At 69.2% G+C, this 26,578-nt stretch carries 28 protein-coding genes; 15 read left to right on the top strand and 13 right to left on the bottom strand.

Annotated elements, in window-relative coordinates; translation table 11 throughout:
- Positions 1-12: 12 nt before the first annotated feature.
- The gene (gene sppA / locus CGZ91_RS02130) at positions 13-1,593 is read left to right on the top strand and encodes a signal peptide peptidase SppA (RefSeq protein WP_094452308.1); all 1,581 of its coding nucleotides are present in this window, start codon (positions 13-15) and stop codon (positions 1,591-1,593) included.
- A 117-nt stretch (positions 1,594-1,710) separates the two neighbouring features.
- Here sppA and CGZ91_RS02125 read toward each other — a convergent pair whose 3' ends face one another.
- Positions 1,711-2,532 carry a DUF2207 domain-containing protein gene (locus tag CGZ91_RS02125; RefSeq protein WP_094452307.1) on the bottom strand — a complete coding sequence of 274 codons (822 nt, stop codon included), beginning with the start codon at positions 2,530-2,532 and terminating at the stop codon, positions 1,711-1,713.
- Positions 2,533-2,542: 10 nt separating this feature from the next.
- Entirely contained in the window at positions 2,543-3,889 is a 1,347-nt protein-coding gene (locus tag CGZ91_RS02120; RefSeq protein ID WP_094452306.1) for an LssY C-terminal domain-containing protein, read from the bottom strand.
- Between the two features lie 123 nt (positions 3,890-4,012).
- On the opposite strand from CGZ91_RS02120, the gene coaE reads away from it, so the two are divergent.
- Positions 4,013-4,636 (top strand): dephospho-CoA kinase, encoded by a 624-nt coding sequence (gene coaE / locus CGZ91_RS02115; RefSeq protein WP_229116360.1) that lies wholly within the window; start codon positions 4,013-4,015, stop codon positions 4,634-4,636.
- A gap of 32 nt (positions 4,637-4,668) precedes the next feature.
- Positions 4,669-4,983, top strand: a complete 315-nt coding sequence (locus CGZ91_RS02110) for a hypothetical protein (protein WP_094452305.1) — start codon at positions 4,669-4,671, stop codon at positions 4,981-4,983.
- Positions 4,984-4,991: 8 nt separating this feature from the next.
- Here CGZ91_RS02110 and CGZ91_RS02105 read toward each other — a convergent pair whose 3' ends face one another.
- The gene (locus CGZ91_RS02105) at positions 4,992-6,257 is read right to left on the bottom strand and encodes a thymidine phosphorylase (RefSeq protein WP_094452304.1); all 1,266 of its coding nucleotides are present in this window, start codon (positions 6,255-6,257) and stop codon (positions 4,992-4,994) included.
- Between the two features lie 97 nt (positions 6,258-6,354).
- On the opposite strand from CGZ91_RS02105, the gene CGZ91_RS02100 reads away from it, so the two are divergent.
- Positions 6,355-7,173: a maleylpyruvate isomerase N-terminal domain-containing protein gene (locus tag CGZ91_RS02100; RefSeq protein ID WP_094452303.1), complete on the top strand. Its 819-nt coding sequence runs from the start codon at positions 6,355-6,357 to the stop codon at positions 7,171-7,173.
- Positions 7,174-7,953, top strand: a complete 780-nt coding sequence (locus CGZ91_RS02095) for a phosphotransferase (protein ID WP_094452302.1) — start codon at positions 7,174-7,176, stop codon at positions 7,951-7,953.
- Between the two features lie 10 nt (positions 7,954-7,963).
- Here the strand turns inward: CGZ91_RS02095 and CGZ91_RS02090 are convergent, their stop codons facing one another.
- The 3 genes from CGZ91_RS02090 to CGZ91_RS14175 form a co-directional block, all read right to left on the bottom strand.
- Positions 7,964-8,878: a DMT family protein gene (locus CGZ91_RS02090; RefSeq protein WP_094452301.1), complete on the bottom strand. Its 915-nt coding sequence runs from the start codon at positions 8,876-8,878 to the stop codon at positions 7,964-7,966.
- Between the two features lie 68 nt (positions 8,879-8,946).
- The gene (locus CGZ91_RS02085; RefSeq protein WP_094452300.1) at positions 8,947-10,326 is read right to left on the bottom strand and encodes a DUF1731 domain-containing protein; all 1,380 of its coding nucleotides are present in this window, start codon (positions 10,324-10,326) and stop codon (positions 8,947-8,949) included.
- 59 nt (positions 10,327-10,385) lie between these two features.
- A complete protein-coding gene (locus CGZ91_RS14175; protein WP_179229176.1) occupies positions 10,386-10,679 on the bottom strand; it encodes a Dabb family protein in 294 nt (97 codons plus the stop codon).
- Between the two features lie 169 nt (positions 10,680-10,848).
- On the opposite strand from CGZ91_RS14175, the gene CGZ91_RS02075 reads away from it, so the two are divergent.
- A complete protein-coding gene (locus tag CGZ91_RS02075; RefSeq protein ID WP_094452299.1) occupies positions 10,849-11,604 on the top strand; it encodes a serine hydrolase in 756 nt (251 codons plus the stop codon).
- Positions 11,605-11,649: 45 nt separating this feature from the next.
- Here CGZ91_RS02075 and CGZ91_RS02070 read toward each other — a convergent pair whose 3' ends face one another.
- The gene (locus CGZ91_RS02070; protein WP_094452298.1) at positions 11,650-12,801 is read right to left on the bottom strand and encodes a VWA domain-containing protein; all 1,152 of its coding nucleotides are present in this window, start codon (positions 12,799-12,801) and stop codon (positions 11,650-11,652) included.
- Positions 12,798-15,086, bottom strand: coding sequence for a DUF5682 family protein (locus tag CGZ91_RS02065; RefSeq protein WP_094452297.1), 2,289 nt, complete (start codon positions 15,084-15,086; stop codon positions 12,798-12,800). The genes CGZ91_RS02070 and CGZ91_RS02065 overlap by 4 nt, the downstream gene beginning before the upstream one ends.
- 90 nt (positions 15,087-15,176) lie before the next feature.
- Here CGZ91_RS02065 and CGZ91_RS02060 point away from each other — a divergent pair, with 90 nt between their 5' ends.
- The 5 genes from CGZ91_RS02060 (at position 15,177) to CGZ91_RS02040 (ending at position 18,600) form a co-directional block, all read left to right on the top strand.
- A complete protein-coding gene (locus CGZ91_RS02060; protein ID WP_094452296.1) occupies positions 15,177-15,458 on the top strand; it encodes a DUF2277 domain-containing protein in 282 nt (93 codons plus the stop codon).
- 90 nt (positions 15,459-15,548) lie between these two features.
- Positions 15,549-16,196 (top strand): DUF3800 domain-containing protein, encoded by a 648-nt coding sequence (locus tag CGZ91_RS02055; protein WP_179229175.1) that lies wholly within the window; start codon positions 15,549-15,551, stop codon positions 16,194-16,196.
- A 155-nt stretch (positions 16,197-16,351) separates the two neighbouring features.
- The gene (locus tag CGZ91_RS02050) at positions 16,352-16,840 is read left to right on the top strand and encodes a hypothetical protein (RefSeq protein WP_094452294.1); all 489 of its coding nucleotides are present in this window, start codon (positions 16,352-16,354) and stop codon (positions 16,838-16,840) included.
- An 82-nt stretch (positions 16,841-16,922) separates the two neighbouring features.
- The gene (locus tag CGZ91_RS02045; protein WP_144008459.1) at positions 16,923-17,318 is read left to right on the top strand and encodes a hypothetical protein; all 396 of its coding nucleotides are present in this window, start codon (positions 16,923-16,925) and stop codon (positions 17,316-17,318) included.
- A 169-nt stretch (positions 17,319-17,487) separates the two neighbouring features.
- Positions 17,488-18,600, top strand: a complete 1,113-nt coding sequence (locus CGZ91_RS02040) for a sugar-transfer associated ATP-grasp domain-containing protein (protein ID WP_094452292.1) — start codon at positions 17,488-17,490, stop codon at positions 18,598-18,600.
- Positions 18,601-18,627: 27 nt separating this feature from the next.
- Here CGZ91_RS02040 and CGZ91_RS02035 read toward each other — a convergent pair whose 3' ends face one another.
- Together CGZ91_RS02035 and CGZ91_RS02030 are read right to left on the bottom strand one after the other, a co-directional pair.
- Positions 18,628-19,068, bottom strand: coding sequence for a hypothetical protein (locus CGZ91_RS02035; RefSeq protein ID WP_144008458.1), 441 nt, complete (start codon positions 19,066-19,068; stop codon positions 18,628-18,630).
- A 1,491-nt stretch (positions 19,069-20,559) separates the two neighbouring features.
- A complete protein-coding gene (locus CGZ91_RS02030; protein WP_094452290.1) occupies positions 20,560-21,393 on the bottom strand; it encodes a hypothetical protein in 834 nt (277 codons plus the stop codon).
- A gap of 142 nt (positions 21,394-21,535) precedes the next feature.
- Here CGZ91_RS02030 and CGZ91_RS02025 point away from each other — a divergent pair, with 142 nt between their 5' ends.
- The 4 genes from CGZ91_RS02025 (at position 21,536) to CGZ91_RS02010 (ending at position 25,307) form a co-directional block, all read left to right on the top strand.
- Positions 21,536-22,495 (top strand): hypothetical protein, encoded by a 960-nt coding sequence (locus CGZ91_RS02025; protein WP_094452289.1) that lies wholly within the window; start codon positions 21,536-21,538, stop codon positions 22,493-22,495.
- 2 nt (positions 22,496-22,497) lie between these two features.
- Positions 22,498-23,283, top strand: a complete 786-nt coding sequence (locus CGZ91_RS02020) for a ferritin family protein (protein ID WP_094452288.1) — start codon at positions 22,498-22,500, stop codon at positions 23,281-23,283.
- Positions 23,284-23,397: 114 nt separating this feature from the next.
- Positions 23,398-24,759: a uracil-xanthine permease family protein gene (locus CGZ91_RS02015; RefSeq protein WP_094452287.1), complete on the top strand. Its 1,362-nt coding sequence runs from the start codon at positions 23,398-23,400 to the stop codon at positions 24,757-24,759.
- Positions 24,756-25,307 carry a GNAT family N-acetyltransferase gene (locus CGZ91_RS02010; protein WP_094449615.1) on the top strand — a complete coding sequence of 184 codons (552 nt, stop codon included), beginning with the start codon at positions 24,756-24,758 and terminating at the stop codon, positions 25,305-25,307. The genes CGZ91_RS02015 and CGZ91_RS02010 overlap by 4 nt, the downstream gene beginning before the upstream one ends.
- A gap of 18 nt (positions 25,308-25,325) precedes the next feature.
- Here the strand turns inward: CGZ91_RS02010 and CGZ91_RS02005 are convergent, their stop codons facing one another.
- From CGZ91_RS02005 to msrA, 3 genes are all read right to left on the bottom strand, one after another.
- The gene (locus tag CGZ91_RS02005; protein ID WP_094452286.1) at positions 25,326-25,586 is read right to left on the bottom strand and encodes a Txe/YoeB family addiction module toxin; all 261 of its coding nucleotides are present in this window, start codon (positions 25,584-25,586) and stop codon (positions 25,326-25,328) included.
- Positions 25,583-25,831 carry a type II toxin-antitoxin system Phd/YefM family antitoxin gene (locus CGZ91_RS02000; protein WP_094452285.1) on the bottom strand — a complete coding sequence of 83 codons (249 nt, stop codon included), beginning with the start codon at positions 25,829-25,831 and terminating at the stop codon, positions 25,583-25,585. The genes CGZ91_RS02005 and CGZ91_RS02000 overlap by 4 nt, the downstream gene beginning before the upstream one ends.
- A gap of 72 nt (positions 25,832-25,903) precedes the next feature.
- Positions 25,904-26,557 carry a peptide-methionine (S)-S-oxide reductase MsrA gene (gene msrA / locus CGZ91_RS01995; RefSeq protein ID WP_094452284.1) on the bottom strand — a complete coding sequence of 218 codons (654 nt, stop codon included), beginning with the start codon at positions 26,555-26,557 and terminating at the stop codon, positions 25,904-25,906.
- Positions 26,558-26,578 lie beyond the last annotated feature (21 nt).

Raw genomic sequence — 26,578 nt, 5'->3', positions numbered from 1 at the left:
ACACTGTGCTGCATGATTTCGCTGCCGCGGTTGTTCGGAAAGTTCGGCAAGTCTGACGAAGGCGCGGACTGGGTGGTGGTGGACCTGCGTGGTTCGTTTCCGTCCCGTCGCCCCCAGAATCCCCTCGAAGCGATCCGCCAGCGAAACGACACTTTGGCGGGACTGACCCAGCGCCTGGAACGCATCGGCGAGTCCTCCTACTCAGCGGTTTTCGTCACCACCGGCGGTTACACCGGCGGCCCGGCGACGACGTGGGCGATCAGCCGGCTGCTCGGCGACCTCGCCAAGAAGAAGCGCGTGGTGGCGTACCTGCCGGACGTCACGATGTTTCAACTGGCGCTGACGAGCCAGGTCGCCGAGGTGATCGCGCCGGAGTCGGCCGCGGTCAACATCCACGGCTTCGCGGTCGAGCAGCTCTATCTCGGTGGGCTGTTGAAGAAGCACGGCATCGGCTTCGAAAACCTCCGCATCAAGGAGTACAAGTCGGCGCTCACTCCGTTCAGCGAAGACGCGATGGATGACTACCAGCGCGAGCAGATGCAGGCCTATCTCGACGCCGTCGAGCAGACCTGGGTGGCCGACCTGGCCAAGGCCCGGGAGTTGTCGGTGGACGCCGTACGCGGGGTGCTGGACTCACCGCCGGTGAGCGCGGCCGATCTGCACCGGGCCGGTCTCATCACCCGGGTGGCCTACGACGACGAGATCCTCACCATCACCGAGCCGGACTTCGGCAGCAGCCTCGACCTGGTGATGCCGCAGCGGCCCAAGAAGGGCGCCCATGTCGCGGTGGTCCAGGTGCACGGCGGGATCGTGACCGGACGCAGCCGCTATTCGCCTTCGCCGCTCTTCGGCGGCGCCACCGCCGGATCCGACACCGTGGTGGCGGCGCTGCGCAAGGCCGATCGGGACCCCGACGTCCGCGCGATCGTGCTGCACGTCGACTCCGGCGGCGGTTCAGCCCTGGCCTCGGACCTGATCGACCGGGAGGTACGCCGGGCATCCAAGCCGGTGGTTGCAGTGATGGGGGAGGTGGCTGCCAGCGGCGGCTACTACGTCGCCGCCCACGCGACCAAGATCCTCGCGAGCCCCTACACCATCACCGGCAGCATCGGTGTGGTCGCGGGCAAGGCCGTGCTGGCCGAACTGCAGGAACGACACGGCATCAACCCCGAACGAGTCGGCCGCGACGAGGCGCTGATCTTCTCGAGCTCGCGGGAGTTTTCCGACTCAGAACGTGTCTGGCTGACCGCGATGATCGACGACGTCTACGACCGATTCCTGGAACGGGTCGCCGACGGTCGCGGCCTGACCAAGGAACGGGTCAACGAGCTCGGCCGGGGCCGGATCTGGGCCGGCACCGAGGCCAAGGAGCACGGTCTGATCGACGACCTGGGTGATCTCGAGGCCGGCATCGCGCTGGCCCGGGAGTTGGGTGGGCTGGCCGAGGACGCCCCCGCCCAAGTGGTCAGCCCCGGGAAGCTCGCCGGCCTGCTGCCCGAGCAGGGGCGCAGCGTCAGCTTGTCGAGCTTGGCGTGGCCGTTGGGCCGGGAACGGGTGCTGACCTGGCTGCCGGCGCGGGTCACTCTGCACTGATCCGGCACTGATGCCACAGAAAAGCCCGCCCCCGCTGGGGCGGGCTTTTCGTACGCCCACCGGCCCCGGGCCGGTTCGGGAGGTGTCGGTGGGGCGGTCTGCGGTACGCCGGCAGCCTCAGTCGAAGCTGCCGCCGCCCCCGCCACCGCCACCACCGACGTCGCTGCCGCCACTGAAACCGCCGCCGTCGTAGCTGCCACCGCCACTGCCGCCGGAGTCGAGGGTGGAGCCGGTGCCGATGGCGGCGAGCCCGGTGTCCCAGGCCGGCATCGTCAGGGTCGTGGTCCAGCCGTAGTCGACGTCGGGCAGGTCGGCCGCGGCGGCGTGGTCGTCATAGGAGGCGCCGATCAGGCAACGGGTCCGGCCGTCCAGAGCTCCCATCAGATCCGGGGCGACCTCGACCCGCGCGGTCACCTCACCCAGCGGCACGGGCATTTCGGCCGGAGCGACCTGCCAATAGAGCTGGTCGTTGGTGTCGTTGTCGCTGCTGTTGGGGTCGAAAGCGACGCCGACCAGCGAGTATTCGATGGTCCACACCTGCAGCCCAGTGACCTCACCCTGGCCCTCGAGCCGGATGCGGACCTCGTCGCCGTCGTCGCGGGTGGTCACCGACGTCTCGATCGGTACGCCGGTCGAGCTCGCCTGCGCGGTCGGCTCCTCACCCCAGACGTCGGCGTCGCGGTAGTGGCGGGGGATGTCCCGGTTGAAGTTGCTGTAGTCGCCGCTGGCGGGGAAATTGATCCGCCACACCTCGGTGACCTGCAGGGTCGCGAGACCGTCGGCGTCGCGGCCCAACCAATAGGTGAAGTCGACGCCCTCGATGGAGACCTCGTCCGGGTCGGGGGATTGCGCGTACGCCGTCGACCCGAGCAGTCCGGCGGTCGCGATGAGCAGGGCGGCCAACAACCGCCAGAGGGACCGTGGGCTCAGGCTCTGCATGGGCCAGATGCTAGTCGAGCAGCGGCGCTCCCCAGCGACGATTCGTTCGCTCGGTCAGCACCCACTGGCGTACCCGGTCGGCGCTGACCGACAGCAGCACCAGCACCGCGACGCTGCACTCCAGGATGGTGGTGAGGTGGCCGTCGCCGGGGGGACCGTACGCCAACATCAGCCGCAGCGCGGTCAGGCTGGCGACCGCCATCAGCCCGATTCGGGCCCAGCGGCTGCGCCGCAGCGTGCCGATCAGGAAGATCACCGACAACACCGAACTGGCGGTCAGGAAGCCGATCTCGACGCCGGCCTGGCGACCGGCGTACAGGAATTCGGGGGCCTGGCCGGTGATGCCCAGGCCGATCCACAGCAGCGCCATCGCCAGGAGGTCCAGGGCGATCACCAACATCGCAAACAGCAGTGGCGGCGGCGGGATCTCGTGGTCGTGGCTGTCCCGCGGCTGCGGCAGCTCGGTGTTTTCGGCGTATCGGGCGTACGCGCGGGAGACGTCGACCACGGGCAGGTCGCCGTCGGTGTGGATCTGGTCGCCGCCACCGTTGCGGTGGTGATAGGCGGTGGAGAAGTCTTCGATGACACGGACCTGGATCTCGGGGTCGTGGTAGCGCAGCGAGTTGACGATGTAGTCGCGTTCCCGGTCGGTGTCGGCGTCGATCTTGTGGGTGATCTGGAAGGTGAAACTCGACAGCCCGACCGACCGGTCATAGGTGCCTGCTGCCAGCCATTCGGCGCGGTGACCGCCGGGCAGCACCCAGCCGGCGGGCACCTTGAAGAAGCGGACGTGGTGTCGCTTGGCGGTGTTGCCGTCGACCTCCTGCTGGTAGGCGAACTCGTGCCGGTTGCCGAGCAGGTGCAGGTCCGAGACGGGCGCCTCCGGGTAGGAGCGGCCCAGCACCGAGGAGACGATCATCCGCCAGGCCGAGCGCAACGTACGCTCATCGGCCAGCACCCAGCCGGCCTTCTGCATGGCTGCGTGGATGTCGGCAGGGGCGCCGTCGAAGGCGAGGTTGACCGGGTCGCCGAGCAGGCCGTCGCTGGTGCGGGTGCGGCCGATGAAGTAGTTGGGGACGTAGACCAGCGTGAAGAGCTGGTGCGCCCGCGGCAGCGCGAAGTAGGTGACGAACAGCCAGAAGACCAGCAGGTATGCCAGCCGGGCGGGCGAGAACGACAGTCCCTCCAGGAAGAGGACGATTGCCATCCACAGCGCCAACAGCAGGGCCGCGGCGATGAAGAGCGCGTCCAGCAGGCCGTAGATGCCGACTCGGGGAGCGACGATGACTTTGGTGGGTGCGGTGTCGTACCGGGGTGGCTCCTCGGGGACCGGGTAGTGCTCGACACCGCTCGACATGGGCCTCACTCTTCCACACCCGTCCCGGGGCAAGGGAAGGGTTTTCACCCATCATTCACCTGATGGTGGCCGGGTCGGTCGGTGAATCTAGGGTGGTGATATGAGTCGCAACGGAGGGTCAGCGTGAGTGGTGGCAGGGATCATCTGTGGGTCGGGCTGACCGGTGGGATCGGGTCGGGCAAGTCGACGGTGGCGCGCGAGCTCGGCGGTCTCGGGGCGGCCGTCATCGATGCGGATCGGCTCGCCCGCGATGTCCTCGCGCCCGGCACTGACGGGCTGGCCGAGGTCGCCGAACGGTTCGGCCCCGACGTGATCAGCGACGACGGCAGTCTGGACCGGTCCGCGCTGGGCCGGATCGTCTTCGCCGACCCGCAGGCCCGCGCCGACCTGGAGGCGATCACCCATCCGCGGATCCGGGAGCTGACCCGGCGGGCGCGGGAGGCCTGTTCGAGCGCGGTGGTGGTCCACGACATCCCGTTGCTGGTGGAGACCGGCCGCGCGGACGACTATGACGTCGTGATCGTGGTCGGCGCCTCGGAGGAACTGCGGCTGCAGCGAGTGCTGAGGGCCCGGGACGTCACCGAAGAGCAGGTGCGCAAGCGGATGGCCGCCCAGGCTGATGACGAGGCCCGGGCCGCAGTGGCTGACATCTGGATCGACAACGACGGCACCCCCGAACAGCTCACCTCCCAGGTGCTGCGGGTCTGGGAACAGCTGAAGGATCTGGCCGCCCGCGGTCGTCGCTGAGACCCGCTGGCCGGGCCGAGTACGATCACGGCATGTCTCTTCGCCCTGCTTGGACCGTATCCACCGCCACCGTCGTCGCCGGGGGTCTCATCGGCGGCTGGTTGACCGCCCGCGAGTCCGGTGTCCGGGGCCTCGGTGGGGTGGTGCTCGCCACCGCTGGGGCGTACGCGGCGCGGTCGTGGCTGACCAAGCGCGGCCCGGCCACCACCGCCGCGCTGAGCGCGACCTATCTGGGGGCGTTCGGCCTGTCGCACCCGCTCGCGAAGAAGATGGGCGGTTGGCCGGCGGTGCTGACCGTGACCGCGGTGGCCGCCGGCGCAGCGTACGTCGCCTCCGATCGCGACTGACGCTTTCGTCAGGTCCCGACCTTCTCGATGACGCGGTCCGCGGGCTGGTGCTCGCCCCCGACGACAGCCCCGGCCAGCGTGGCTTCGGCGTCCTCGAATCGTTCCGGGGTGTCGCTGTGAAGTTCGAACAGCGGGTCGCCCCGGCGTACGGTTTCCCCTGCCTGGGCAAGGATCTCGATGCCGGCGCCGGCCTGCACCCGGGCGCCCGGCCGGTCCCGACCCGCGCCGAGCTGCCACGATGCCCGCCCGACCGCGAGCGCGTCGATCCGGCCGATGGTGACCTCTTCGGTGGCGGTGACCGTACGCCGGTGGGCCGCCCTCGGCAGGGGCGCGTCGGGGTCGCCACCCTGGGCGCGGATCATCCGCTGCCAGACCTCGTACGCCGACCCATCGGCCAGCCGCGCCGCCGGATCCGCGTCGACGCCGGCAGCCTGGACCATCGCGCGGGCCAGTTCCAGTGTCAGGTGGGTGACGTCGGCGGGTCCCTCGCCTCGCACCACCGCGATTGATTCGGCCACTTCGATGGCGTTGCCGACGGCGCGGCCCAGCGGCTGGTCCATCCGGGTGAGCAGCGCGGTGGTGGTGAGACCGGCCGCGGTGCCGAGCTCGACCATGGTCTCGGCAAGCTGGCGGGCCTGGCGCAGGTCCCGCATGAAAGCGCCGCTGCCGACCTTCACATCCAGCACGAGTGCGTCGGTGCCTTCAGCGATCTTCTTGCTCATGATCGAGGATGCGATCAGCGGGATCGACTCGACGGTGCCGGTGACGTCCCGCAGCGCATAGAGCTTGCGATCGGCGGGCGCCAGACCGGCGCCGGCCGCGCAGATCACCGCGCCTACCTCGCGTAGCTGCCGGATCATTGCCTCGGTGCTGAGCTCGGCCCGCCAGCCCGGGATCGCTTCGAGTTTGTCGAGGGTGCCGCCGGTGTGGCCCAGACCGCGGCCGGACAGTTGCGGGACGGCGACCCCGCAGGCTGCGACCAGCGGTGCCAGCGGCAAGGTGATCTTGTCCCCGACCCCGCCGGTGGAGTGCTTGTCGACGGTGGGCCGGCCGACCTCGGACAGATCCAGCCGGTCCCCGGAATCGATCATCGCCGTGGTCCAGCTGGCGAGCTCGGCCGGGGCGAGGCCGCGCCAGAAGATCGCCATCGCCAAGGCCGCCATCTGCTCCTCGGCGACCTCACCGGCCGTGTACCGCTGGATCACCCAGGCGATCTCCTCGGCCGACAGTTCGCCGCCGTCGCGCTTGGTGCGGATGATGTCGATGACGTCCATGGTGCCGAGCCTAGGGGGAGTGGGCCGGTCGGTTGCCCGCGGGCAACCGACCGGCCCCGACCGTACGCCGGTGACTCCGCGTGGTTGGATTGAGCGCATGGACCCCACAGCGGTGATCAAGGACGAAGCTGACCGATTGGCGGCGGTGTTGGCCGCCACCGATCCGCGCCGGGAAGTGCCGACCTGTCCGGGCTGGACGGCGGTGGACCTGCTGTGGCACCTGACCGAGGTGCATGAGTTTTGGCATGAGGTCCTGTCCAGCGGCGCCATGACCGATGAGGAAGTCGGTGCCATCGAGGAGGCCAAGGAGCCCCGTCCCGAGGACGTTCAGCGGATCGCGGCCCGGCGTACGGCCGCCACCAAGAATCTGGTCGAGGAGTTGGGGCGCCGCGAGGACACCGAGGCGGCGTGGTTCTGGGGAGCGGACCATACCGTCGGCTCCACCCGCCGGATGCAGGTGCAGGAGGCGACCATCCACCGCGTCGATGCGGAACTGACCGCCGGGCAACAGGTGACCACGCCGAGCGAGCAGGTGTCCACGGCCGGCATCGATCACTGCATCGACGTGATGATGGCCGAGGTGTACGCGTGGGTGCCCGACTCGGCCGAGGTGGAGCGGGTGGCCCTGGCGGAGATCGGGGAGGGCCGGATCCTCGAGATCTCCCACTGGTGGGGAGAGGGCGAGAACGGCGCCGACGAGGAGTTTCTGCTCGGGAGGCGGCTGCCCGCTGATGCCGATGCGGCCGAGTTGCCGCGGGCGCAGGTCACCGGTTCGGTGGCGGCGCTGAATCTGTGGCTGTGGGGCCGCGCCGAGGCACTCCCGATCCTGTCGACCGGGGCCGAGGAGATCAGCATCGACGGCGATGACGAGGCCGTCGCCGCGTTGGGGCGGCTCATCGAGCAGGGTCTGCAGTAGGTGGCGGCCTTCCTCGACGACGGTTGGGACTGCCGCGCGGCGCTGACCGGGGACCAGGTGTGGCGCGGTCCGCGCCGCCCCGAGGTCGCCGAACGGCTGCTCAGCGAGGTGTCCCTGTTGGGCTGGCTCGCGGATCAGCTCCCGTTGCCGGTGCCGCAGCCGGTGGTCCACAGCGACGAGCCGCTGCGCGTCCGCCACACCCTGCTGCCCGGCGATCCCGACCCGGGCACCGACCCGGAACGCGGCCGGCAGCTCGGCGACTTCGCGGCGGCGCTGCACCGCATTGACCTCGACGAGGCTGTCGCCCATGGCGCCCTGTCGGCCGAGCGGGCCGCCGCCGAGGCGGCCGAGGTACGCGATCGGTGCGCCCGTGAGGTGGTGCCGCTGCTGGACCCCCAGTCCCGGATTGCCGGACTGGGCCTGCTGATGCGACTCACCCAGGCCGAGGAGGTGCTGGTCGATGCGCCGGCGCTGATCCATCGGGACCTGACCGCGGTGCACATCCGGACCGCGCCCGGGCGGCCCGCCGGGATCATCGACTGGTTGGACGCCGGCGCCGGCGATCCGGCGCTGGACCTGGCGTGGGGGCTGCATGGGACCAGCCCGGCGTACGCGGCGGCGTTCGGGCAGGCGTACGGGGTCGACGACGAGCTGGCCGCCCGCGCGCGGGACTGGTGGTTGCTGGCGCCCTGGCATGGGGTGCTGTACGCGCTGGACCAGGGACAGGATCCCGCGCCGGCCCTGACGCAGGTGGCAGCCCGGCTCACCGGGTCGGGCTGAGGTCGCCGCCTCAGACCGTTTCGGCGGCCAGCGCCCGTTTTTCCTGCCGCGCCAACGTGTCGGGGTGATAGCGCGACAGCAGCGCGACGCCCACCGCGGCGATCAGCCCGAAGGCCGCCATCCCGAGCAGGGTGAGTGGCCCGACTCCTTCGCCCTCACCGAGAGCGAGCATCCCGAAGATCACCGCGCAGATCGGATCGATGGTGGTCATCGTGCCGACCGCGATCTCGGCCGCACCAGTGGCGTACGCCTGCTGCACGATCCAGGCGCCGAGGGCGTACGGCACGATCAGCGCGAGGACGGTGCCCCAGATCCAGGGGCTGGTGATGCCCTCACCGCGCTGCAGTGACGTCAGCCCGACCTTGATCAGTCCGGTCGCCTGGCCGTAGAGGCAGGCGGCCGCTGCGGCCCACGCCATGCAGCGGATCCAGTGCGGACCACGCCAGCCGACCAGGCACAGGATGCCGGCCAGGACATACATGGTGCCGGCGACCGGCAGGATCCGGGAGGGGTCGATGACGGTGGCGGTGTTGGCGTGCATCGAGCTGAGCACGGTGAATGCGGTCAGGCCGCCGACGGTGAGGGCGACGAAAAGCCAGGTGCGCCGGGGGATCGGGGTGCCGTAGACCCGGCGCGAGATCAGCACCGCCCACACCACTGCCAGGATGCCGATGGGCTGCACCACCGTCACTGGGGCGAGCGAGACCGCGATCAGGTGCCCGACCGCGGAGACGCCGATGCCGGCCAGACCGAGCAGCCACTGGGGGTTGGTCAGCAGCGCCAGGAACTTCTTCAGCCCGACCGTCTCGGAACCGTCGCTGCTGGCGTCGACCGAACGGTGCTGCCACGCGATCCCGAAGGCGTATGCGAAGGAGGCGAGGACCGCCAGAACGATGGCGAGGGCGATGGCGGCGGAGTCGGTCACAGGCGCAGCCTAACGCCGACTCGCCACAGTTCCGCTGCGACTGGGGTCGTGAGGTTGCGCGTCGTCGCTCAGGTCGCCAGCGCTTCCAGCGCCGACGGCAGGTCGGGGTGCTGGAACTGGAAGCCGGCCTGCTCCAGAACGGTGCTGGTGGCGTGACGGCCGGTCAACGCCAGCGCCGGGTCGGTCCCCATCGCGGTGGCGCCGAGTTTCGTGATCGCGCTCGGCGTCGCCAAGGCGATCCTGCCGCCCAGTCCGGTGTCGCGCAGCGAGGCCCGCAGCTGCTTCATCAGGTCGGCGTTGCGTGCCGGCTCTGGCGCGGCTGCGACGACCAGGCCGTCGGGCAGGTCGACCGGACCGACGCCCAGAATGCTGCGCGCGATCGCGAGCCAGTCCTCGACGTGGATCCAACTGAACCACTGCTTACCCGTGCCGATCCGTCCGATCCCGCCGCGCGCCAACCCCGCCAGTCGGGTGTAGGCCGGGGCGTCGGGCGCGAGCACAATCGAGGTACGCAGGATGCCCAGGTGGTCGGTGCGTGCGCCGTTCACGGCCCGCTCCCAGGCGTCGGCGACGCCGGTCATCTGCGGCAGCCCGGTCGCGTCGACCGGCGAGTCCTCCTGCAGCGCGGTGTCGCCGGAGTCGGCCCAGATGGCGGTGGTGCTCGACTGGAGCCAGCGGCGTACCGGGTGTTGCTGGCTGGCTTCGACCAGGGCGCGGGTGGCGTTGACGCGGCTGTCGCGCAGTTCGTCGATGTTCTTCTTGGTGGGGCGGACGTCGACGAGTTTGCCGGCCAGATTGACGATGCAGGCCGCCGGGTCGGCGAGTTCGGCGGCCCAGGGACCGACCGTCTGGCCGTCCCAAACGGCCTGTCGGAAGGGCAACTCCGGGTCGACCTGACGGGTCAGGATCACCACGGCGTGGCCGCGGGTGAGGAGGTCGGCCGCGAGCCGCCGGCCCAGCGAACCGCTGCCGCCGGCGATGATCGCCTTGATCCTGTTGCGGGTGACGGGGCGGGTCGAGAGCAGACCCCAAAGCCGGGCAGCGTCGAGGCCGAAGTCGGCAGCCGAGGGGCGGCCGGCCATCCGGATCATCGGGCCGGGCAGGCGTCCGCTGATGCGCATCGTCTGGACCAACTCGGAGCCGTCGGGGTGGTCCTGGATCTGCCAGCGCATGATGTGGTCGCCGCCGGGATGGAGCTGGCGGATCTCGAGGACCCGCTCGTCGAGGCGGGTGACGGTGAAGGGCTGGGAGACCATCTGGTGCATCGCGCGCAGCGGCGAATTGGGGACGTACTCACCGCGTCCGCCGAGCGCGGGCACATCGTGGTCGAGCAGCAGATCGGCAAACCAGTGGTGCCATTCGGGCAGCAGCCTGGGGTCACCTGCCAGCTCCCAGACCAAGGAAGCGGGAGCCGCCAGAACGTGGGAGGAAGTCGACTGCCAGGCCATGGGGGCAATGCTACGGGCGTGACGGCGTTCGGGCCGGGAGCAACACCGACCCGCGCGACTCAGATCTCGTAGTCGAAAGCCATCCGCTTCGAACCGCGTTGATCCAGCCAGGCCACGAACTCCAGGTGGACCGGGTGGATCGCGTACGCCTCCAGATCTGCCTGGGTCGGGAAGACGGTGTAGAGCAGGAAGTCCCATTCGCCGGCGCGGCCGCTGGTGTCCGCGCCGATGCGCGCCTCGGTCGCCAAGCCGATCCGCTCGCCCCAGCTCCCGACGGCCTCGGTGAGGTAGGTGGAGTCTTCGGCGGTGACGTCTCCGGCGAGGTCGATCAGAACGATGTGCTGGATGGCCATGGGCGGCAGCCTAGCGGGGGAGGTGGGAGTCGGGTTTGCCGTCCGGTATGCCCGCCACACCCCGACGCCGCCCCGCCACCCCACCTTCGAGCTCGTGGGTGCCGACCGGGTGGCCTTTTCGTACGCATCGGCCGTTTGTGGGCCGCCGACTCGCGATAGGTTCGCCCCCATGACCATCCCCACGGCGACACCGCCGGACGAGAGCATGGTGAGCTTCCAGTTGCTGGATGCGACGGGGCGGGTGCTGGGCGGCGAGGATGCCGATCGCCCCTACTACGCGGCGAGCACCATCAAGCTGCACGTGGCGCTGGCGGTGCTGGCAGCGGCGGGCCGGGGCGAGCTGGACCTGACCGCCGAGGTATCCGCGACGCGTACCTTCACCGGCGCAGACGGCGCCCCATTCACGCTCACCGGCGACCACCTGGAGCCGACCCATCCGACCGACGGCAGCCCGATCGAGGTCGGGGAGCTGCTGCGGCGCATGATCGACCGGTCCAGCAATGAGGCCACCAATCACGTGATTGAGCTGGTCGGACTGCCCGCGGTGGCGGCAACCATTGCCGACCTGGGCCTCCGCGCCACCCGGGTAGAACGCCTGATCGGCGATGCGGCCGCGCTGGCCTCGGGAGCGACCAATGAGACCAGTGCCGCGGACCTGGCGTACACGATGCGGTCGGTGGTACGTCGCGATGACCCGACGCTGATGGCGGCGCTGCGCGACCAACAGATCCCGATCATCGGCACCACGCTGCCACCCGGCGTCGACTGGGGCTCGAAATCCGGCTGGGTGGAGGGCTTCCGCCACGACGTCGCCTTCGTCGGGGAGGGGGACCAGCTCCGGGTGTTGGCCGTGATGACTGCCGGACTTGACCAGACAGCCGCCGACCAGCGGATCACCGCTGTGGCCCGGGAGATGCTGACCTGAGGCACGGGCGTACGCGAAGCTCCCCATCGGACGACGTCCCAGCGATCATCCCCACCCCTCACTCAGCAGCTTGCCGGTAGAGCTCGTCCCAGAGCTCCCCGGTGCGGTCCTTGACGCGGGCAGTGAGGTACGCCTGCAGCCTCGACCGGTCCTCGGGGTCGTCCTGAGTGCGGCCCCGACCAGGGCTTCGGCGAGGTCGGCGCCGCGAGGGGTGCCGTCCCCGAACCAGGCCGAGCCGCCCTCGTAGAGGTCGGTGATGAGGCACACGATGGCGCGGCGGGGTTCGGAGACGAGCGTCTCGGCGTACGCCATGGCGCGGGCGATGTCGGTGCCGCCGCCGAGCTGGACCTGCATGAGGAGTTCGACGGGGTCGGCGACGTCGGCGCTGAGGTCGACGACATCGGTGTCGAAGACGACCAGGTGGGAGCGCAGCGCGCCGATGCCGTGGAAGATCGCGGCGGTGACGGCGGAGTGGATGACTGAGCTGGCCATGGAGCCGGACTGGTCGACGACCATGATCGTCTGCCACTTCTGGGATTCGCGGCGGGTGCGGGCGGCGAAGATCGGTTCGGCGATGATCAGCTTGCCGGTCGCGGGGTCGAGGTGCTTGAGGTTGGCACGGATGGTGCGGTGGGGGTCGAAGTTGGCGGCGACGTGGTGGTGGCTGCGGCGCTGGGGGTCGCGTTTGCCGAGGATCGACTGGCGGATCTCGGGGCGGAGCCGTTCCAGGAGGTCGGCGACGACCTTGCGCACGATCGTGCGGGCGGCGGCGAGCACGTCGGCGTTCATGAGGTGTTTGGTCTGGAGGATCGCGGCGAGGAGGTGTTCGGAGGGCTGGACGCGCTCGAGCGCCTCGAGGGTGGTGACGACATCGGTGAGCCCGTACCGGTCGAGCGCGTCCGCCTCGAGCGTCTCGACGACGGCGGCGGGGAAGAGTTCGTGGAGGGTGTTGATCCATTCGGGCACGGTCATGGTGCTCGGGCCCCGGCCGGCGCCGCGACGGTGGGCGCCCGGGGCGGAGCGTTGGCCGGCGTTGGTTTCGCGGTCGTAGAGGAAGGTGAGGGCGCGGTCCTGGTCGGCGGAGGCGGCGTCGAGGTCGCCGAGGGCCTCGGACCCTGCGCCGAGGACGAGGCGCCAGCGCCGGAGCCGTTCTGGGTCGAGGGGGTCGGTGGGGTTGGTGTCGGTGGGGTCGGTCATGACGCCTCCTCGGTGAGGTCGACGCCGAGGAAGCGGCGGACCTGGTCGACGACGGCCTGTTCGAAGCCGGCGATGGCGGCGGCGTCGGAGGGCGTCGCCGCTGAAGGACTGCAGGGCGCGGGCGGCGTCGACGCCGAGCAGGATGTCGGCGACCTGGGCGCGGTCGCGGGGCGCGTACCCGGAGAACGCGCGGCGCAGGCCCGGCAGCGCGGCGAGGAAGTCGGCGGGGGTGGTGGCGGTGATGCGGGCGTCGAGTTCGTGCAGGGCGGTGGGCGGCGCAGCGCCGCTTCGCGGGCGATGGTGAGCAGGCCGGCGACGAAGTCCCCGAGCGCGGTGGGGGTGGCGATGAGGTGGATGGCTTCGGCGATGGCGTCGTCGGGGACGGCGTCGGTGAGCCAGCGGGCGCCCAGGGCGGCGCCGCGCAGCCCGGGGGCTTGGCGGTCGTCGGCGACGACGCCGGCGAGGGCGCGGTCCCATCGGGCGCGGTCGAGGCCGAGGTCTTCGCCGACGCGTTCGGCGGTGTCGGTGGTGGCGCGGATGGCGTCGACGAGGTCGTCGAGGTCGGCGTCCTCGGGCAGCGGGGCGAGGCGGTCGGTCAGCGAGACGGCGCGGTCGTACGCCGTGGCGACGAGGCCGCCGAGGTCCGTACGCCCGGTGGCGCGCAGGATCGGGTCGTAGCGGTAGAGCTGCATCAGGGTCGTGAGGGCGGCGCCGAGGTGGGCGAGGTCGCCGGTGGTGGACAGCAGGGTTTGGGTGCGGGCCTGGAGGTCGGCCGAGAGGCGTTCGACGCCGCACAGGGCGGCTTCGAACATGAGGTTGGCGGCCGCGGCGAGGTCGTGGGTGATGTCGGCGGCGCGGTCGAGGAGGCGGGCGCTGACGGCGTCGGTGCGGCTGCCGCCGAAGCGGGCGGCGGCGACCAGGGCGGTCTCGAAGTTGTCGCTCCAGCGGATGGTCCAGCGTTCGGTGCCGTCGTCGCCGAGGTCGGTGGTGAGCTCGCCGATGGGGATGTCGAGCAGGAGGAGGCTGTGGAGGAGGCGGGAACGTTCGAGGCCGGTGGGGTCGAGCAGGTTGGCGTCGATGACGCGTTCGGCGGCGGCCGGTTCGAGGTCGAGGCTGGTGAGGGCGGCGCGGAGTTCTTCGACCAGGGGTGGTTGGCGGGTGCCGGCGGCGAGGCGGCCGACGGCGTCGCCGCGCAGGACGGCGCGGACGTGGCGCAGGAGGGGGTTGCGGTCGCCGAGGTCGTCCTTGGCCAGGGCCGTGCCGATGGCTTCGACGAGGTCGGTACGCCACACCTGGGGGTGGCCGCGGAGTTGGGCCAGGGCGCGGGCGGTGCCGAGGACGGCGACGAGGTCGGCCGGGGCCACGAACTGCTGGCGGTCGCGCAGGGAGGCGGCGACCTGCATGAGGAGGCGTTCGGCGGTGTCGAGGCGGCCGGCGGCGCGGTCGGCGTACAGGGCATCGTAGAAGCCGGGGTTGGGCTGGCCGGCGTTGTAGCCGTCGAGGGCGTCGAGGGCGGCGTACGAGGTGGGGGTCAGGGCGACGCCGTAACGGTCGTCGTCGGCGGGGGGTTGCCAGTCCTCGGTGCCGGTTTCGAGCGGGGCGTCGCCCTCGAGGAGGGCGGTGAGGCCGCTGATGTGGGCGGCGCCGCAGACGACCAGGACCGTACCGTCGGGGTGGCGTTGCTCGGCCTCGCGGATGCGGGCGGCCATGAAGCGTTCGCGGGCCTCGGTCTCGGGGTCCTCGTCGGCGCGGCGGAGGATGGCGCCGATGAGGCGGGCGCGTTCGCGATAGGTGTCGTGGTCGAGGTGGGAGTCGATCTCGATGAGTTCGTCGAGGAGGGCGGGGACGTCGTCGGCGCCGAACTCCTTGAGCAGCTGGGCGATCGCGGGGTCGTCGTCGGCGTCGGCGGTGGCTTCGGCCCAGCGGTTCTCGGCCCGTGCGATGTCGACGACGCCGAGCCAGGGCAGGTCGATGAAGGCGGTCTCGACGTTCGCGGCGTACGCGGCCTGCACCGCGGTCCATTCGGGGCAGTAGTCGGTGAGGGGATAGAAGCAGCCGCGGCGGTGGGCCCATTCCTCGCTGCCCTCGGGCGCGTCGGGGAAGAGCGGGGCCCAGCTGTAGATCATCAGGGGCAGCTGGTGGCCGAGGTGGAGCTGGTCGAGCTCGGGGGTGTAATGGCTGGGGCCCTCGACGAGGACGGCGGCCGGCGGGTCGGCAGCGATGCGTTCGGCGACGAGCCGCGCGGCGGTCGGGGAGTGGTGCCGCACTCCGAAGAACTCCGCCATGGGGCCAAGCTTGCCCGACCGGAGGGGGCGGCGCCACGGGGTGGGCTCAGGGTCTGGATCGGACGTACGCCGCGGGCTTACGCTGTGTCCATGTGCCGCAACATTCGTCCCCTGAACAACTTCGAGCCGCCGGCCACCGACACCGAGGTCCACGACGCCGCCCTGCAGTATGTGCGCAAGGTCTCGGGCGCGACGAAGCCGTCGAAGGCCAACGAGGAGGCGTTCAACCGCGCCGTCGAGCAGATCTCGGCGATCACGGCCGAACTTCTGGACTCCCTCGTCACCACCGCCCCGCCCAAGGACCGCGACGTCGAACGTGAGAAGGCCAAGGCCCGAAGCGCGAAGCGGTTCGGGACCGCGCAGGCGTCCTGAGCACCCAGCTTGCCTTCGTGAAGATGTCTCGTTCGTCGCTCTGTGCCGCTGGCACCGCAGTGGCCGGCTCGCGTGTCAGGGTCGACCGACGTGGCTGAGTTCTACGTGTACCTCGACGAGACCGGATCGCCTGACTACTCGGAAGCATCCGGTCCGCGGTTTGCGATCGGAAGTGCGACGTTCGAGGGGGACCACCGCGACAGCATCTGGGAGGGCTTTCAGCTTCGCGCCCGGCTTGAGTCCGAAGGGATCCGGCTCGAGAAGGGGTTCCACGCGGCCGACGACTCCCGACGAACCCGTGGCGATGTCTTCGCGGTCATCCAGGAGCAACCGCCTTCGCGCTTCGATTTCACCTACCTCACGAAGGCCAAGGCGTATCCCTCCGTCAGGGCCAAAGGGAAGCCGTACCTCTACCAGCTGGCCCTCTTTCTCCACCTGAAGCACCTTGTCCCCTCGTTTGCTCACGCTGGCGACCGTGTACGTGATCGCCGGCACGATCCACCTGACGAAGAACACTCTCAGCGCGGCGCGCGCGTGGCCCTCGCCGATGTCTGTGAGCAGTTGTCGTTCGACAAGACCGTGACGGCCTGCCTATGGGAGGCCCGAAGCTCGTGGGGGATCCAGGTCGCCGACTACTGCTCCTGGGCGATGCAGCGCGAGATGGATGACAAGCCGTGCCAGTGGTATCCGACGGTCGTCCAGCCGCTGACAGAGTCGTCGTACGGGCCTTGGGACTAGGCATGAAGGAAGGCCGGCTATCCCGTAAGGGAAAGGCTCCCCTGGAGCTCTTTTCACCGGCCTTCGCTCTCGATGTTACACCTTGGCGCTGACGCTCCCAGCGCTGGCAGCCTGTCTTGAGTACGCCCTGACCCGGCCCGCCTCACACTGGGCTGATGACCTCGAGCCGTACCGCCCGTCCGTCACGTTCCCGAATCGTGCTCATCCTGGTGGGCGGGGTGGTGGTTCTGGGCCTCGCGTGGGTGGCGGGGGGCCTGGTGGCGACGACACTGCCCGGCAAGGGGAACCCGCTCCATGTCGAGGCCTCCGCGGTCATCGAGGACCTCTGCGGCGTGGCGCTCGAACGGCCGGCCGAGGGAGGCCTTCCCTACCGGGTGGTGCACGAGGGCGGCATCGAGATCGCCACCACCCGCGAGGCGGTCGAGACCGAGGTGGCCCGTGTCGAGGCGGCGCTCGCCGAACGTGGCGGCTGGTCCGACGCGGGCTATCTCGACATCAACGACCATGACGTCCGGATCCACCGCACCAAGCTCATCAACGGACGCCAGGCGATGGTGACCATGGCTGCCTTCGTACGACCGGTCGCCCCCGGCGAAGAGGTGCCCACCACCACCACGTGGTCGCTGACCTTCGAGTGGGCGTGAGAGTGTCGGGATCATTCTTCCCTGGATGCCAGCGTTCGCCTGCGGGGGAGCGTGTGGCCCGGGCTCGCCTCACACTGGAGTGATGACTTCGCCCAGTACAGCCCGTCCGTCACGATCCCGCCTGGTGCTCGCCGTGGTCGGCGGGGTCGTCGCCCTCGTGCTGGTCGTGTGGCTGGTCGCGGGCCTGCTGCCGACCACGGAGCCCGGCGACGACAACCCGCTGCGTACCGAGGCCACCGCGGTCATCGAGGAGCTGGGTGGTGTGGCGGTGGAGCGGCCGGCGGACGAGAACATGCCCTACCGGGTGCTCTACGAGGACGGCATCGACATCGCCACCAATATCGAGGCGGTGGAGGCCGAGGTCGCGCGCATCGAGGCGGTACTCGCCGAACGTGGCGGCTGGGTCGAGTCGCCCCCGCCGGACGTCACCGATACCGACTTCCGCATCCACCGGAGCAAGCTCATCAACAAGGCGTAGCTTGGGGTGCGCTGCTGGCTGTTGCATGGCTCGGGGCCGAGGGCGGGAAGTGTATGGTACTGGCGGAGAAGGTGGTTTCCGTTCATGATGTGAAGTCATGGCCATCGACAGCCTTGGAGTCGCGGGGGCATGAACACGGGAGCGTCCGAGGTGCGATCAAGGAGGTCAGATGCTGAATAAGCTGCGGCCAGTCCGTGTGCAAGGGGCAAAGAGCACCCCGCGCCAAGTCTGGGAGACATTGTCATGGGGTGGCCGGCTGTTGGCTACACCGAACGACTATCGTACCCATCGCCTCTACATGAGGGGGGTGCGCAGACGGGATGCCCTTCGCTTCCTGTCGGGGCCGCGCGCCAAGGCGCTGCGGCCGGCGCTCAACCCAGAGCCGGAGGTGCTCGAGAACAAGCTGGAGTTCGAGCGGCACTTCGGTGGCCTGGGCCTTCCGGTGCCTCCGACGCTGGCGGTCATTTCCACAGAGGCTGATCCACACGGGAGGTTGACTCTTACCTCGGCTCGTCAGGTACGCGACTTTGTCCTCGATGAGGCGCAGCGACGGGGGGTTGTGGTCAAGCCGGCTGCCGCTTCGCAAGGTCAGGGCGTTACCGTCATTTCGAGTGTGGATGGCCAGGAGGTTGTCCTCTCAACGAATGAGCGGATGCACGTCGAAGAACTGATAGAGACAACGGGAGAGGGGGTGTGGATCATTCAGCCGCGTCTTTCTCAGCATCCAGATCTGGATGCGCTCAACTCGACCTCCCTGAACACTTTGCGCCTCGGAACGTTTCGCCGCCGTGACGGTTCTGTACTGATCCTCTTTGCGGTCCTGAGGCTGGGGCGCGTCCACTCCCAGATCGATACCTACAATCAAGGCGGCTACAGCGTGCGTGTGGACCCGTCGACCGGAGCCTTTGCTGCTCGCGGCTATCAGAAGGCGAAGTTTGCCCTCGAGACGGTGGATTCGCACGCGGACTCAGGGGTGACGTTCGCGGGGCGATCGGTGCCGTTCTGGGACAGGGTTGTGGACTTGGCGACATCTTTCGCGCGGGAAGCCGGGCGGAATCGCTTCATAGGTTGGGACGTCGCTAGTACGCCCGATGGTCCGGTGTTCGTTGAGGGGAACCATGATTGGGACGTCGCGCACGCCCAGATCGGGTCGAAGGGAATGCTGACCGATGAGTTCGTGGCTTTAATGCAGAACGAAGCCGGAATCGGCTTCAATGTGCAACAGATGCCACGGCTGCGGCCGCTCGCCGTCCTTCGGTCGCTGGCCGGTGCCCGGCGCTGAGGTCGCCAATAGCTAGTCGATCGAGGCTTACCTCGCCGGCGGTTCGCCGGCGTGCGCCTCATTGACGAAGAACTGCCGCTTCCCTGACGCCATGACCGGAACCTCGTCCACGTAGGTGAAGTCGCACTGCTCGACCGGTCCGACGACATCGGTCAGAATCGTTCTCAGCCGCTCCTCCACGTCCGTAGATGGCTGTGCGTTGAGAATCCAGGTGAAGCGGCCGATCGCGTGCTGGCGCAACTGATACTGCCGAAGCTCCTGGATCTTCGCGGTGGGTCCCCAGACCTGAAGGGCGTGGAGCTTGATTGGCCGCTCCGTACTGCCGGCCAACAGGACGTCGAGGCGGCGACCCTTGATGTCGGTGATTCGATCTCTGTGCTCGACGCCTTTGTCGTCGACGAAGTAACGCGCGAGATCGCCAGTGTCGTAGCGAATGAAGGGCATCGCGGTGTTGTGCAGGTCGGTCATGACGACTCTGCCGGACTCGCCCGGGCTGACGGGGGTGTCGGCATCGTCCAGAATCTCGAGGTGGTAGGACGTGGTAGACGTCAACGTCCTCGCCGGTGACGGCCATGATGCCCATCTCCATGTTCGCGTACCGCATGTGCGCGGTCACGCCGAAGAGCCGCTGTGAGGCTGCGGCGAAGTAGGCAGTGGACGGTTCGGAGCCGCCGACCACGGCTGTGACCGCGCCGGGGCTCACCGGGACTCTGCCGTCCTCGAGCGCACGCAGGAGGCCCTCAATGTAGGAGGAGTAGCCCATGATGCCGACACCACGACGCCGGGACATCCAGTGCGCTACGTCCGCGGGAGTCGCGGACGCGTGATGTACGCCGGAGTAGGGAAGATGGTTCTTGGCCGCCATGACCAGGCGCTGGCGTCGACTCATGCCGGACCACGCGCGGCAGTGCACGAAGGCGCCGTAGGGGTCCGCGCCCATGAATCGGTAGGTGCCCACGAGGCCGGCGTCATCCAGGGTTGTGACGCGAAGGCTGGAGTCAGATTGGACGTCGAGGATAAAGCTGCGCCAAAGCACCTGCAAGGGCCACGTTCTTCCCCGCGAATACGCCATGACGCCCGTCTCGGCTGCGCCGTACTCGATGACCACAGGGACGCCGAAAACGCTGCCGAGCACGTCAGCGTCGGCGGCAGTGACTGTTTCGGCTGTGACGATGACCGCTCGCAGGTTCGTAAGCCCCGACGTGTCCAAGCCTGTTGCCTCGATGTGGCGAGCGATCTTGAACACCGCGGAGGTATACCCTACTAGGTATGACGGATTGCGTCGCAGAATCGTGCGAGCGTGCGAAGCCAAAGCCTCGCTCGTCATGTCGTAGGCATTAATCCGGGTCGCATTGACCAGCAGGTCCCTTGCCTGTCGCTTAGCCTTCGCGAGTCGGCCGCCACCAAAAAGGTGGGCGTGACCCCATGCATGCACGTATGAATCAAAGGGTCGAATGCCCCACCAGCCGCGCGCGGCGTACGCGTTCGCGTACGCGTTGGCTCCTTCTCCGTCGCCCTGGGGGTAGCGCGTCGGGGTGCCCGTCGTCCCGCCCGTGGAGTACGCGCGCTCGATTGTCCTCCCCCCGCCGTCCGTGAAGATCTCATCGTGCCGCTCTTGGATGACCGTCTTGGTCAGGGCCGGAAACGCGCGCAGTTCGGACAGCGCGGCGATCTTGTCGGGCAAGTCATGCTCTTTGGCCCAGGACTGGTAGAAGGGGACTTCGTGCAGTGCCTTGGACCAGACGGTGTTGAACCGAGCTAGTTGGAAGCGTTCAGCCTCGGGCCGGGGTAGACGGCTGTTATACCAGGCCGCGCGGGACTCCCCGCGTCGGGACCGACGGCGGCCAATCGTTGTGCGAAGGAGGGCCGGGAGCATGCGCTCACCATATCCGTACTTGGCGTGGCCCTGGGGGCCATCGGTGGGAGCCGGTCCGAGGGAGCCGAGCAAACCCACCGGACTCAGTCCTCGAACACCGGGGTGACGGCGTACACGACCTCCGCGTTCGAGTAGCGGGGCTCGTCGCTGCGGGTGAGTCGAAACTTCTGGTCGCCGCCGAATTCGGCGCCGTCGCGCAGTTCGAGGTCGCCGCCGATCACCGAGGCCGCCGCCGCGCGTAGCACCGCCGCGCCGTAGTCGCCGGGTGCGGGCAGCGGTTCGAGTTCCAGCTCGGCGAACCCCAGCCACGCCAGGCCGAGCGTGAAGCCGCTCGTGATCGGTTCTCCGTCGGGGAGTTCCGCCTCCAGCATCCGCAGCTGCAGCCAGATCGGATAGGGCGACCGGTCCGGCAGGAAGCCGGTCGCGACCTCCCGGAAGGACGGCGGGTCGACGATGGTGAAGCTGGGCATGTAGTGCACGGCCACCGCCCGCTCCTCGAGGGCCAGCAGGCTCGCCACCACCTGGGTGAGCAGCGTCCCCAGGACGGGGCGCGACCGTTCCCCGTCCCCCTCGGCGATCCGGACCTCCAGATAGGCGACATGCTCACCGTCGAAGGGCTCGTCGGCATACCAGCCGCTGCCCTCGAGCGCGAGTTCCGACAGCCCGTCCGGTTCGGCGAGCCGCCCCTGCATCAGGAAGAGGTCCACCGCACAGTCGGCCACCGTCAGCGCGGCCGCCGCCACCGCCGTCGCCGGCTCGGGCCGATCACTGGGCAGCGCCGCCTGGACCGGCGACACCCCCGTGTCGAGCGACCAGTCCGCCGCGAGCTGCGCGGCAATCCGTTCCCCGTCGAGGAGGCCGGCGTCGGCCCCGCTCAACAGGACGAAGGCGGTCACCGGCGGAATCTCGAAGGCCATGGCGCCCAGTGAAACACGAGCCCGTGACCACCTGTGCACCCGGTCGTCCGCGGGATGACCGATAGACGACAGCGCGTGGGATCCGCCGCGCCGATGGGGCAAGATAGGGGTCGTTGACACGCCACGCGTAGGGAGATGCCGGGTGACCCAGGTCCACAAGCAGGACGACCCTTCCACCGCCGCACCCTCCACCCCGCCAACCGCCCGCTCGGCCGCCGACGAACTCGGCTACCGCAACGGCCACGTCTACTTCGACGGCGACCCCGCCCACGCCGTCCTCCACACCGACTTCGACGTCGCCGCCTACACCCGCCAGGCCAAGGGCCGCATCCGCGAGACTCCCGGCCCCGGCGAACTGCCCGACGCCCGCCGCGCCGACCTCGCCTTCCTGTGGCGCGTCGAGAACGGCGCCATCAGCGAACTCCGCGAAGTCATCTCGTCGTGGACCGGCGTCGAGGCACGCATCACGGCCTTCCTCGCGACTTGGGCCTTCGAACGCCACTGGATGGCCGTGGCCATCCGCGACATCCTCGCCGTCGACGGCGACGCCCCCACCCCGCTGCCGCCGCGCGGCCTCGACCGGGCCCGCAGCGCGTACGTCGAGAAGATCCTCCCGCTGGTCACCCCCGTCGTCGGCTTCGCCATCCGCGAACCCATCACCGCCGGCCACATGGCCAAGATGGCGATCCACGAGGGCGCGCTTCAGGTCGCGTACGAGACACTCCTGCCCGAGCTCAGCGGCGGGACGTACGCCGCCGTCGCCGAACTCATCGAACGCCGCCGCCCCATGATCGCGTTCTTCCGCGCCGAGGCCACCGCCCGCCTTGCCCGCAGTCCCCAGGAACGCCTCGCCGCCGCCTGGGCGCTGGCCAACTGGGCGCCGCTGCGCGTCGGCGGCGTCGGCGACGCGGACGCCCGCCGCTCCCTGCGTAGCCTCTACGGCAGCGCCGCGGCCCAGTCCGCCCTCGCCGCCTCCGATGCCGTCATCGCCGACCTCGTGCCGGGGAGGCCGACCCCGTCGCTGCGGTCCGTACGCCGGGCGCTGCGTCACGCCGCCCCGGCACGCCGCCCCACGCCCGCTCGCCGCGCGAAAGAGAGTTGATCATGGCCTTCGACCTGGAACGCTTCGCCGAGACCTCCGAACGGGTCAACTGGGACGACCTCGACTTTGACACCTTCGACGACCGCCCCCTCGACGCGCAGACCCTGCGATCCCTGCGCTACATGTGCGACGTCGAATACCACACCTCCTGCTATCTGCGGGACCTGCTCGTCACCCCCTCGCGCCACAAGACCGAGGCCGCCGGCTTCATGACCGTGTGGAATCGCGAGGAGTTCTGGCACGGCGAGGCCCTCGCCGACGTCCTGCGTCGCCACGGCATCATCGTCGACTACGACGAGGTGAAGGCCCGCCGCGTCAAGCTCGGCTGGGCCGACGCGCTCGGGCCCGCCAAGCAGGGCGCCCTGTCCAACCTCATCGGCCGCAACTTCATCGCCGTCCACATGGCTTGGGGTGCCGCCAACGAACTGTCCGCCGTCGCCGCGTACCGTCGCCTCGCCGCCATGCAGGACCACCCCGCCCTGTCGCCCCTGCTCGAACGCATCGCGCAGCAGGAGACTCGCCACGTCGCCTTCTACACCACTCAGGCCCGTGAGGAAATGGCCGAACGGCCCGAGGCGCAGAAGCTCGTCCGCCTCATCCTCGGCCGCGTCTGGCGCCCCGTCGGGTCGGGGATCATGAGCGACGACGAGGTCCAGGCGGTCATGCGCCACCTCTTCGAAGGTCGCCGCGACGACCTCGACGGTCTCGACAAGCGCGTCCAGCGGATGCCGGGTCTGGACGGACTGCAGATCTTCCGCAACGCCTTCGCGAAGATGGGCATCGCCTGAGCCCTCGGCTCACACCTGCACACGACTCACGCTGCACAGGGCGGGCAAACCTGTGGCAAGATTTCCGGCTGAGCTGTGAGGAAGGTCTCGCGGCGATCAGCCTAGGAGACACTCATGCCGCTGTGGAAACTGCACGGAAACGGGCGCAGCGTCGCCCCTGACAGCATCGTCGCCCCCGAAGAACGGCTCGCCTGGCCGCTGACGATCGGCATCGGCGCCCAACACGTCGTCGCCATGTTCGGCGCTACGTTCCTGGTGCCGCTGCTGACCGGCTTCCCGCCCTCGACCACGCTGCTGTTTTCCGGCGTTGGCACGATCCTGTTCCTGCTCATCACCAAGAACAAGGTGCCCAGCTACCTGGGCTCCTCGTTTGCCTTCATCACCCCGATCGTCGCCGCGACCGCCTCAACCGGCCCCAGCGGAGCGCTCGGCGGCGTCCTGGTCGTCGGTGTGCTGCTGGCGCTGATCGGTCTGCTGGTCAACGTGGTGGGCACCCGGTGGATCAGCCTGCTGATGCCGCCGGTCGTGATGGGTGCCATCGTGGCGCTGATCGGCTTCAACCTGGCCCCGACGGCGTACCAGAATTTCCAGCAGGGTCCGGTGACCGCGGTGGTGACCCTGCTCGCGGTGGTGCTGTGCACGGCGCTGTTCAAGGGCTTCCTCGGTCGGATCGCCGTGCTGGTGGGTGTCGCCATCGGCTATGTGACCGCGGTGGTCCGCGGCGAGGTCGACTTCTCCGCCGTCGGTGAGGCGGCCTGGATCGGGCTGCCCGACTTCACCACGCCGACCTTCCATCCCGAACTGCTGCCGATGTTCCTGCCCGTGATCCTGGTGTTGATCGCCGAGAACGTCGGCCACGTCACCAGCGTCGGCCTGCTCACCAACCGCAACCTGGACCACATGGTCGGCCGCACCCTGACCGCCGACGGTGTCGCCACCGCGCTGTCGGCCGGCTTCGGTGGTTCGCCGACCACCACCTACGGCGAAAACATCGGCGTGATGTCCGCCACCCGGGTCTACTCGACCGCCGCCTACTGGGTGGCTGGCATCTTCGCGATCCTGCTGTCGATGTCGCCCAAGGTCGGCGCGGTGATCAACTCGATCCCGGCAGGTGTCCTGGGCGGTGTCACTTTCATCCTCTACGGCCTGATCGGCATCATCGGCGTACGCATGTGGGTCGATGCCGGCGTCGACTTCGCCAAGCCCAAGAACCAGTTCACCGCCGGCGTCGCGCTGGTGATCGGCATCGCCGACGTCACGTGGGCCTCGGGTGGCATCGAACTGAAGGGCATCGCGCTGGGCACCATCGGGGCGCTGGGCATCTATCACCTGATGAACCTGCTCGGGAAGGTCACCGGCACCGACAGCAGCGGCTCGGACCAGCCCACCCCACGGGTGGCGCCGACGACGGTGCCGGAGCCGGGTGAGGTCACCGAGCCCCACTATCCGCCGGACCCGGAGAACCCTCGCGCATGAGTGGCCCGCTGCCGCTGACCACGCCACGGCTTCGGCTGCGGCTGTTCACCGCCGCCGACCGGGAAGCCCTGCACGGGATCTATCGTCGACCTGAGGTGGCGCGGTTTCTGTTGGAGGAGCCGTGGGACGAGGCAGCAGCTGAGCGTCAGATCGAGACCCGGCTGGGCCGCACCGGTATCGACACCGCTGCGGCGATCGCGTTGGCGATCGAACACGACGGTGCCTTGATCGGTGACGTGGCGCTGTGGCTCACCCGGGATGCCCCGCACGACCGCGGCAGCGTCGCCGAGATCGGCTGGGTGCTGTCACCTGACCACAGCGGCCATGGGTACGCCCGGGAGGCGGTCGCTGCGGTGCTCGACCTGGCCTTCGACCACCACCAACTGCATCGAGTGGTGGCCAACATGGATGCGCGCAACACTGCCTCGGCACGGCTGGCCGAAGCGGTCGGGATGCGCCGGGAAGCGCACCTGCGGCAGGACTGGTGGTCCAAGGGGGAGTGGACCGACACCTTCATCTACGCGATGTTGCGCAGCGACCGGGGCTGAGGCGGTGTTCGGCGCTGCTCAGCGCGTGTAGTGGTAGCGCGCTTGGAGCAGGATCAGGTCGTCGTCGCGAACGATGTAGACGAGGCGATGCTCGTCGGTGATGCGGCGCGACCAGGCATTGGGCACGCCGTACTTGAGGGGTTCGGGCTTACCGATGCCGTCGAACGGGTCCCTTGCGCAGTCGTCGATCAGCCGGTTGATGCGCTTGACCAAGGTCCGATCGACCTGTTGCCAGTGGACGTAGTCTTCCCACGCTTGGGGCGCGAAGACGATCCTCATGATCGGTCAAGGTCACGGGGCACGGCCTCGCCGTTCTCGACGGCCGCCAGGGCGTCCAGAAGCCGCCGGGCGTTGGCGGGGGACCGGAAGAGGTACGCCGTCTCCTGCCACGCCGAGTAGTCATCGGCTGACATCAGCACGGCGTTGCCGCGCTTCGACGTGATCTCGACAGCGCTCCGGTCGTCGTTGACCTGCTCGATCAGCGGGAACAGGCGCGACCGGGCTTCACTGGCAGTGACGGGCATGAGAACCTCCTGTTGGTACAAGAAATCGTACCACCCGTGACACGTGGTGCCTCTCGCTCCTGTCGCCCTGCCTCAGTCGAGCACGCCGATCGGGCAGCTCATCCCGTTGGGCCCGTGATTGCAGTAGCCATTCGGGTTGCGGTCCAGGTATTGCTGGTGCTCGGCCTCGGCATAGTAGAAGGTTCCGGCAGGGCTGACCTGGGTGGTGATGGGGCCGTGGCCGGCGTCACGGAAACGTGGGTCCAGCTGGATGATCGCGTCGTTGGCGATCTGGGCCTGCTCCTCGGAGGTCGTGAAGATCGCCGAGCGGTATTGGGTGCCGATGTCGTTGCCCTGCCGGTTGGCGGTAGTGGGGTTGTGGTTCTCGAAGAAGACCTGGAGCAGCTCCGCGTAGCTGATGTGCTTCGGGTCGAAAACCACCTTCACCGTCTCGGCATGGCCGGTCTTGGCGGTGCAGGTCTCCTCGTAGGTCGGGTTCGGCGTGTAGCCACCCATGTAGCCGACGGCGGTGTTAACGACACCGTCCAGCCGCCACGCGATCCGTTCGATTCCCCAGAAGCAGCCGCCTGCCAAGTAGGCGACCTCGCTGCCCGGCGGTTCGGCGTCGATCGGCACCTCGAGCACCAGGTGCTCGGGGAAGCTGGTCAGCACGGGCGTCTCGCGACCGCGCAGCGCGCGCTCAGGAGTCACCATGGTCTGCTTGTCACCGAAGAGAGAACCGAACATGGCGTCATTCTTCCACCGCCG

Source organism: Parenemella sanctibonifatiensis, assembly GCF_002250565.1.
Taxonomy (GTDB): Bacteria; Actinomycetota; Actinomycetes; order Propionibacteriales; family Propionibacteriaceae; genus Parenemella; species Parenemella sanctibonifatiensis.
Note: the sequence above shows the minus strand (reverse complement) of the source record. Positions and strands in the feature narration are given on the sequence as shown.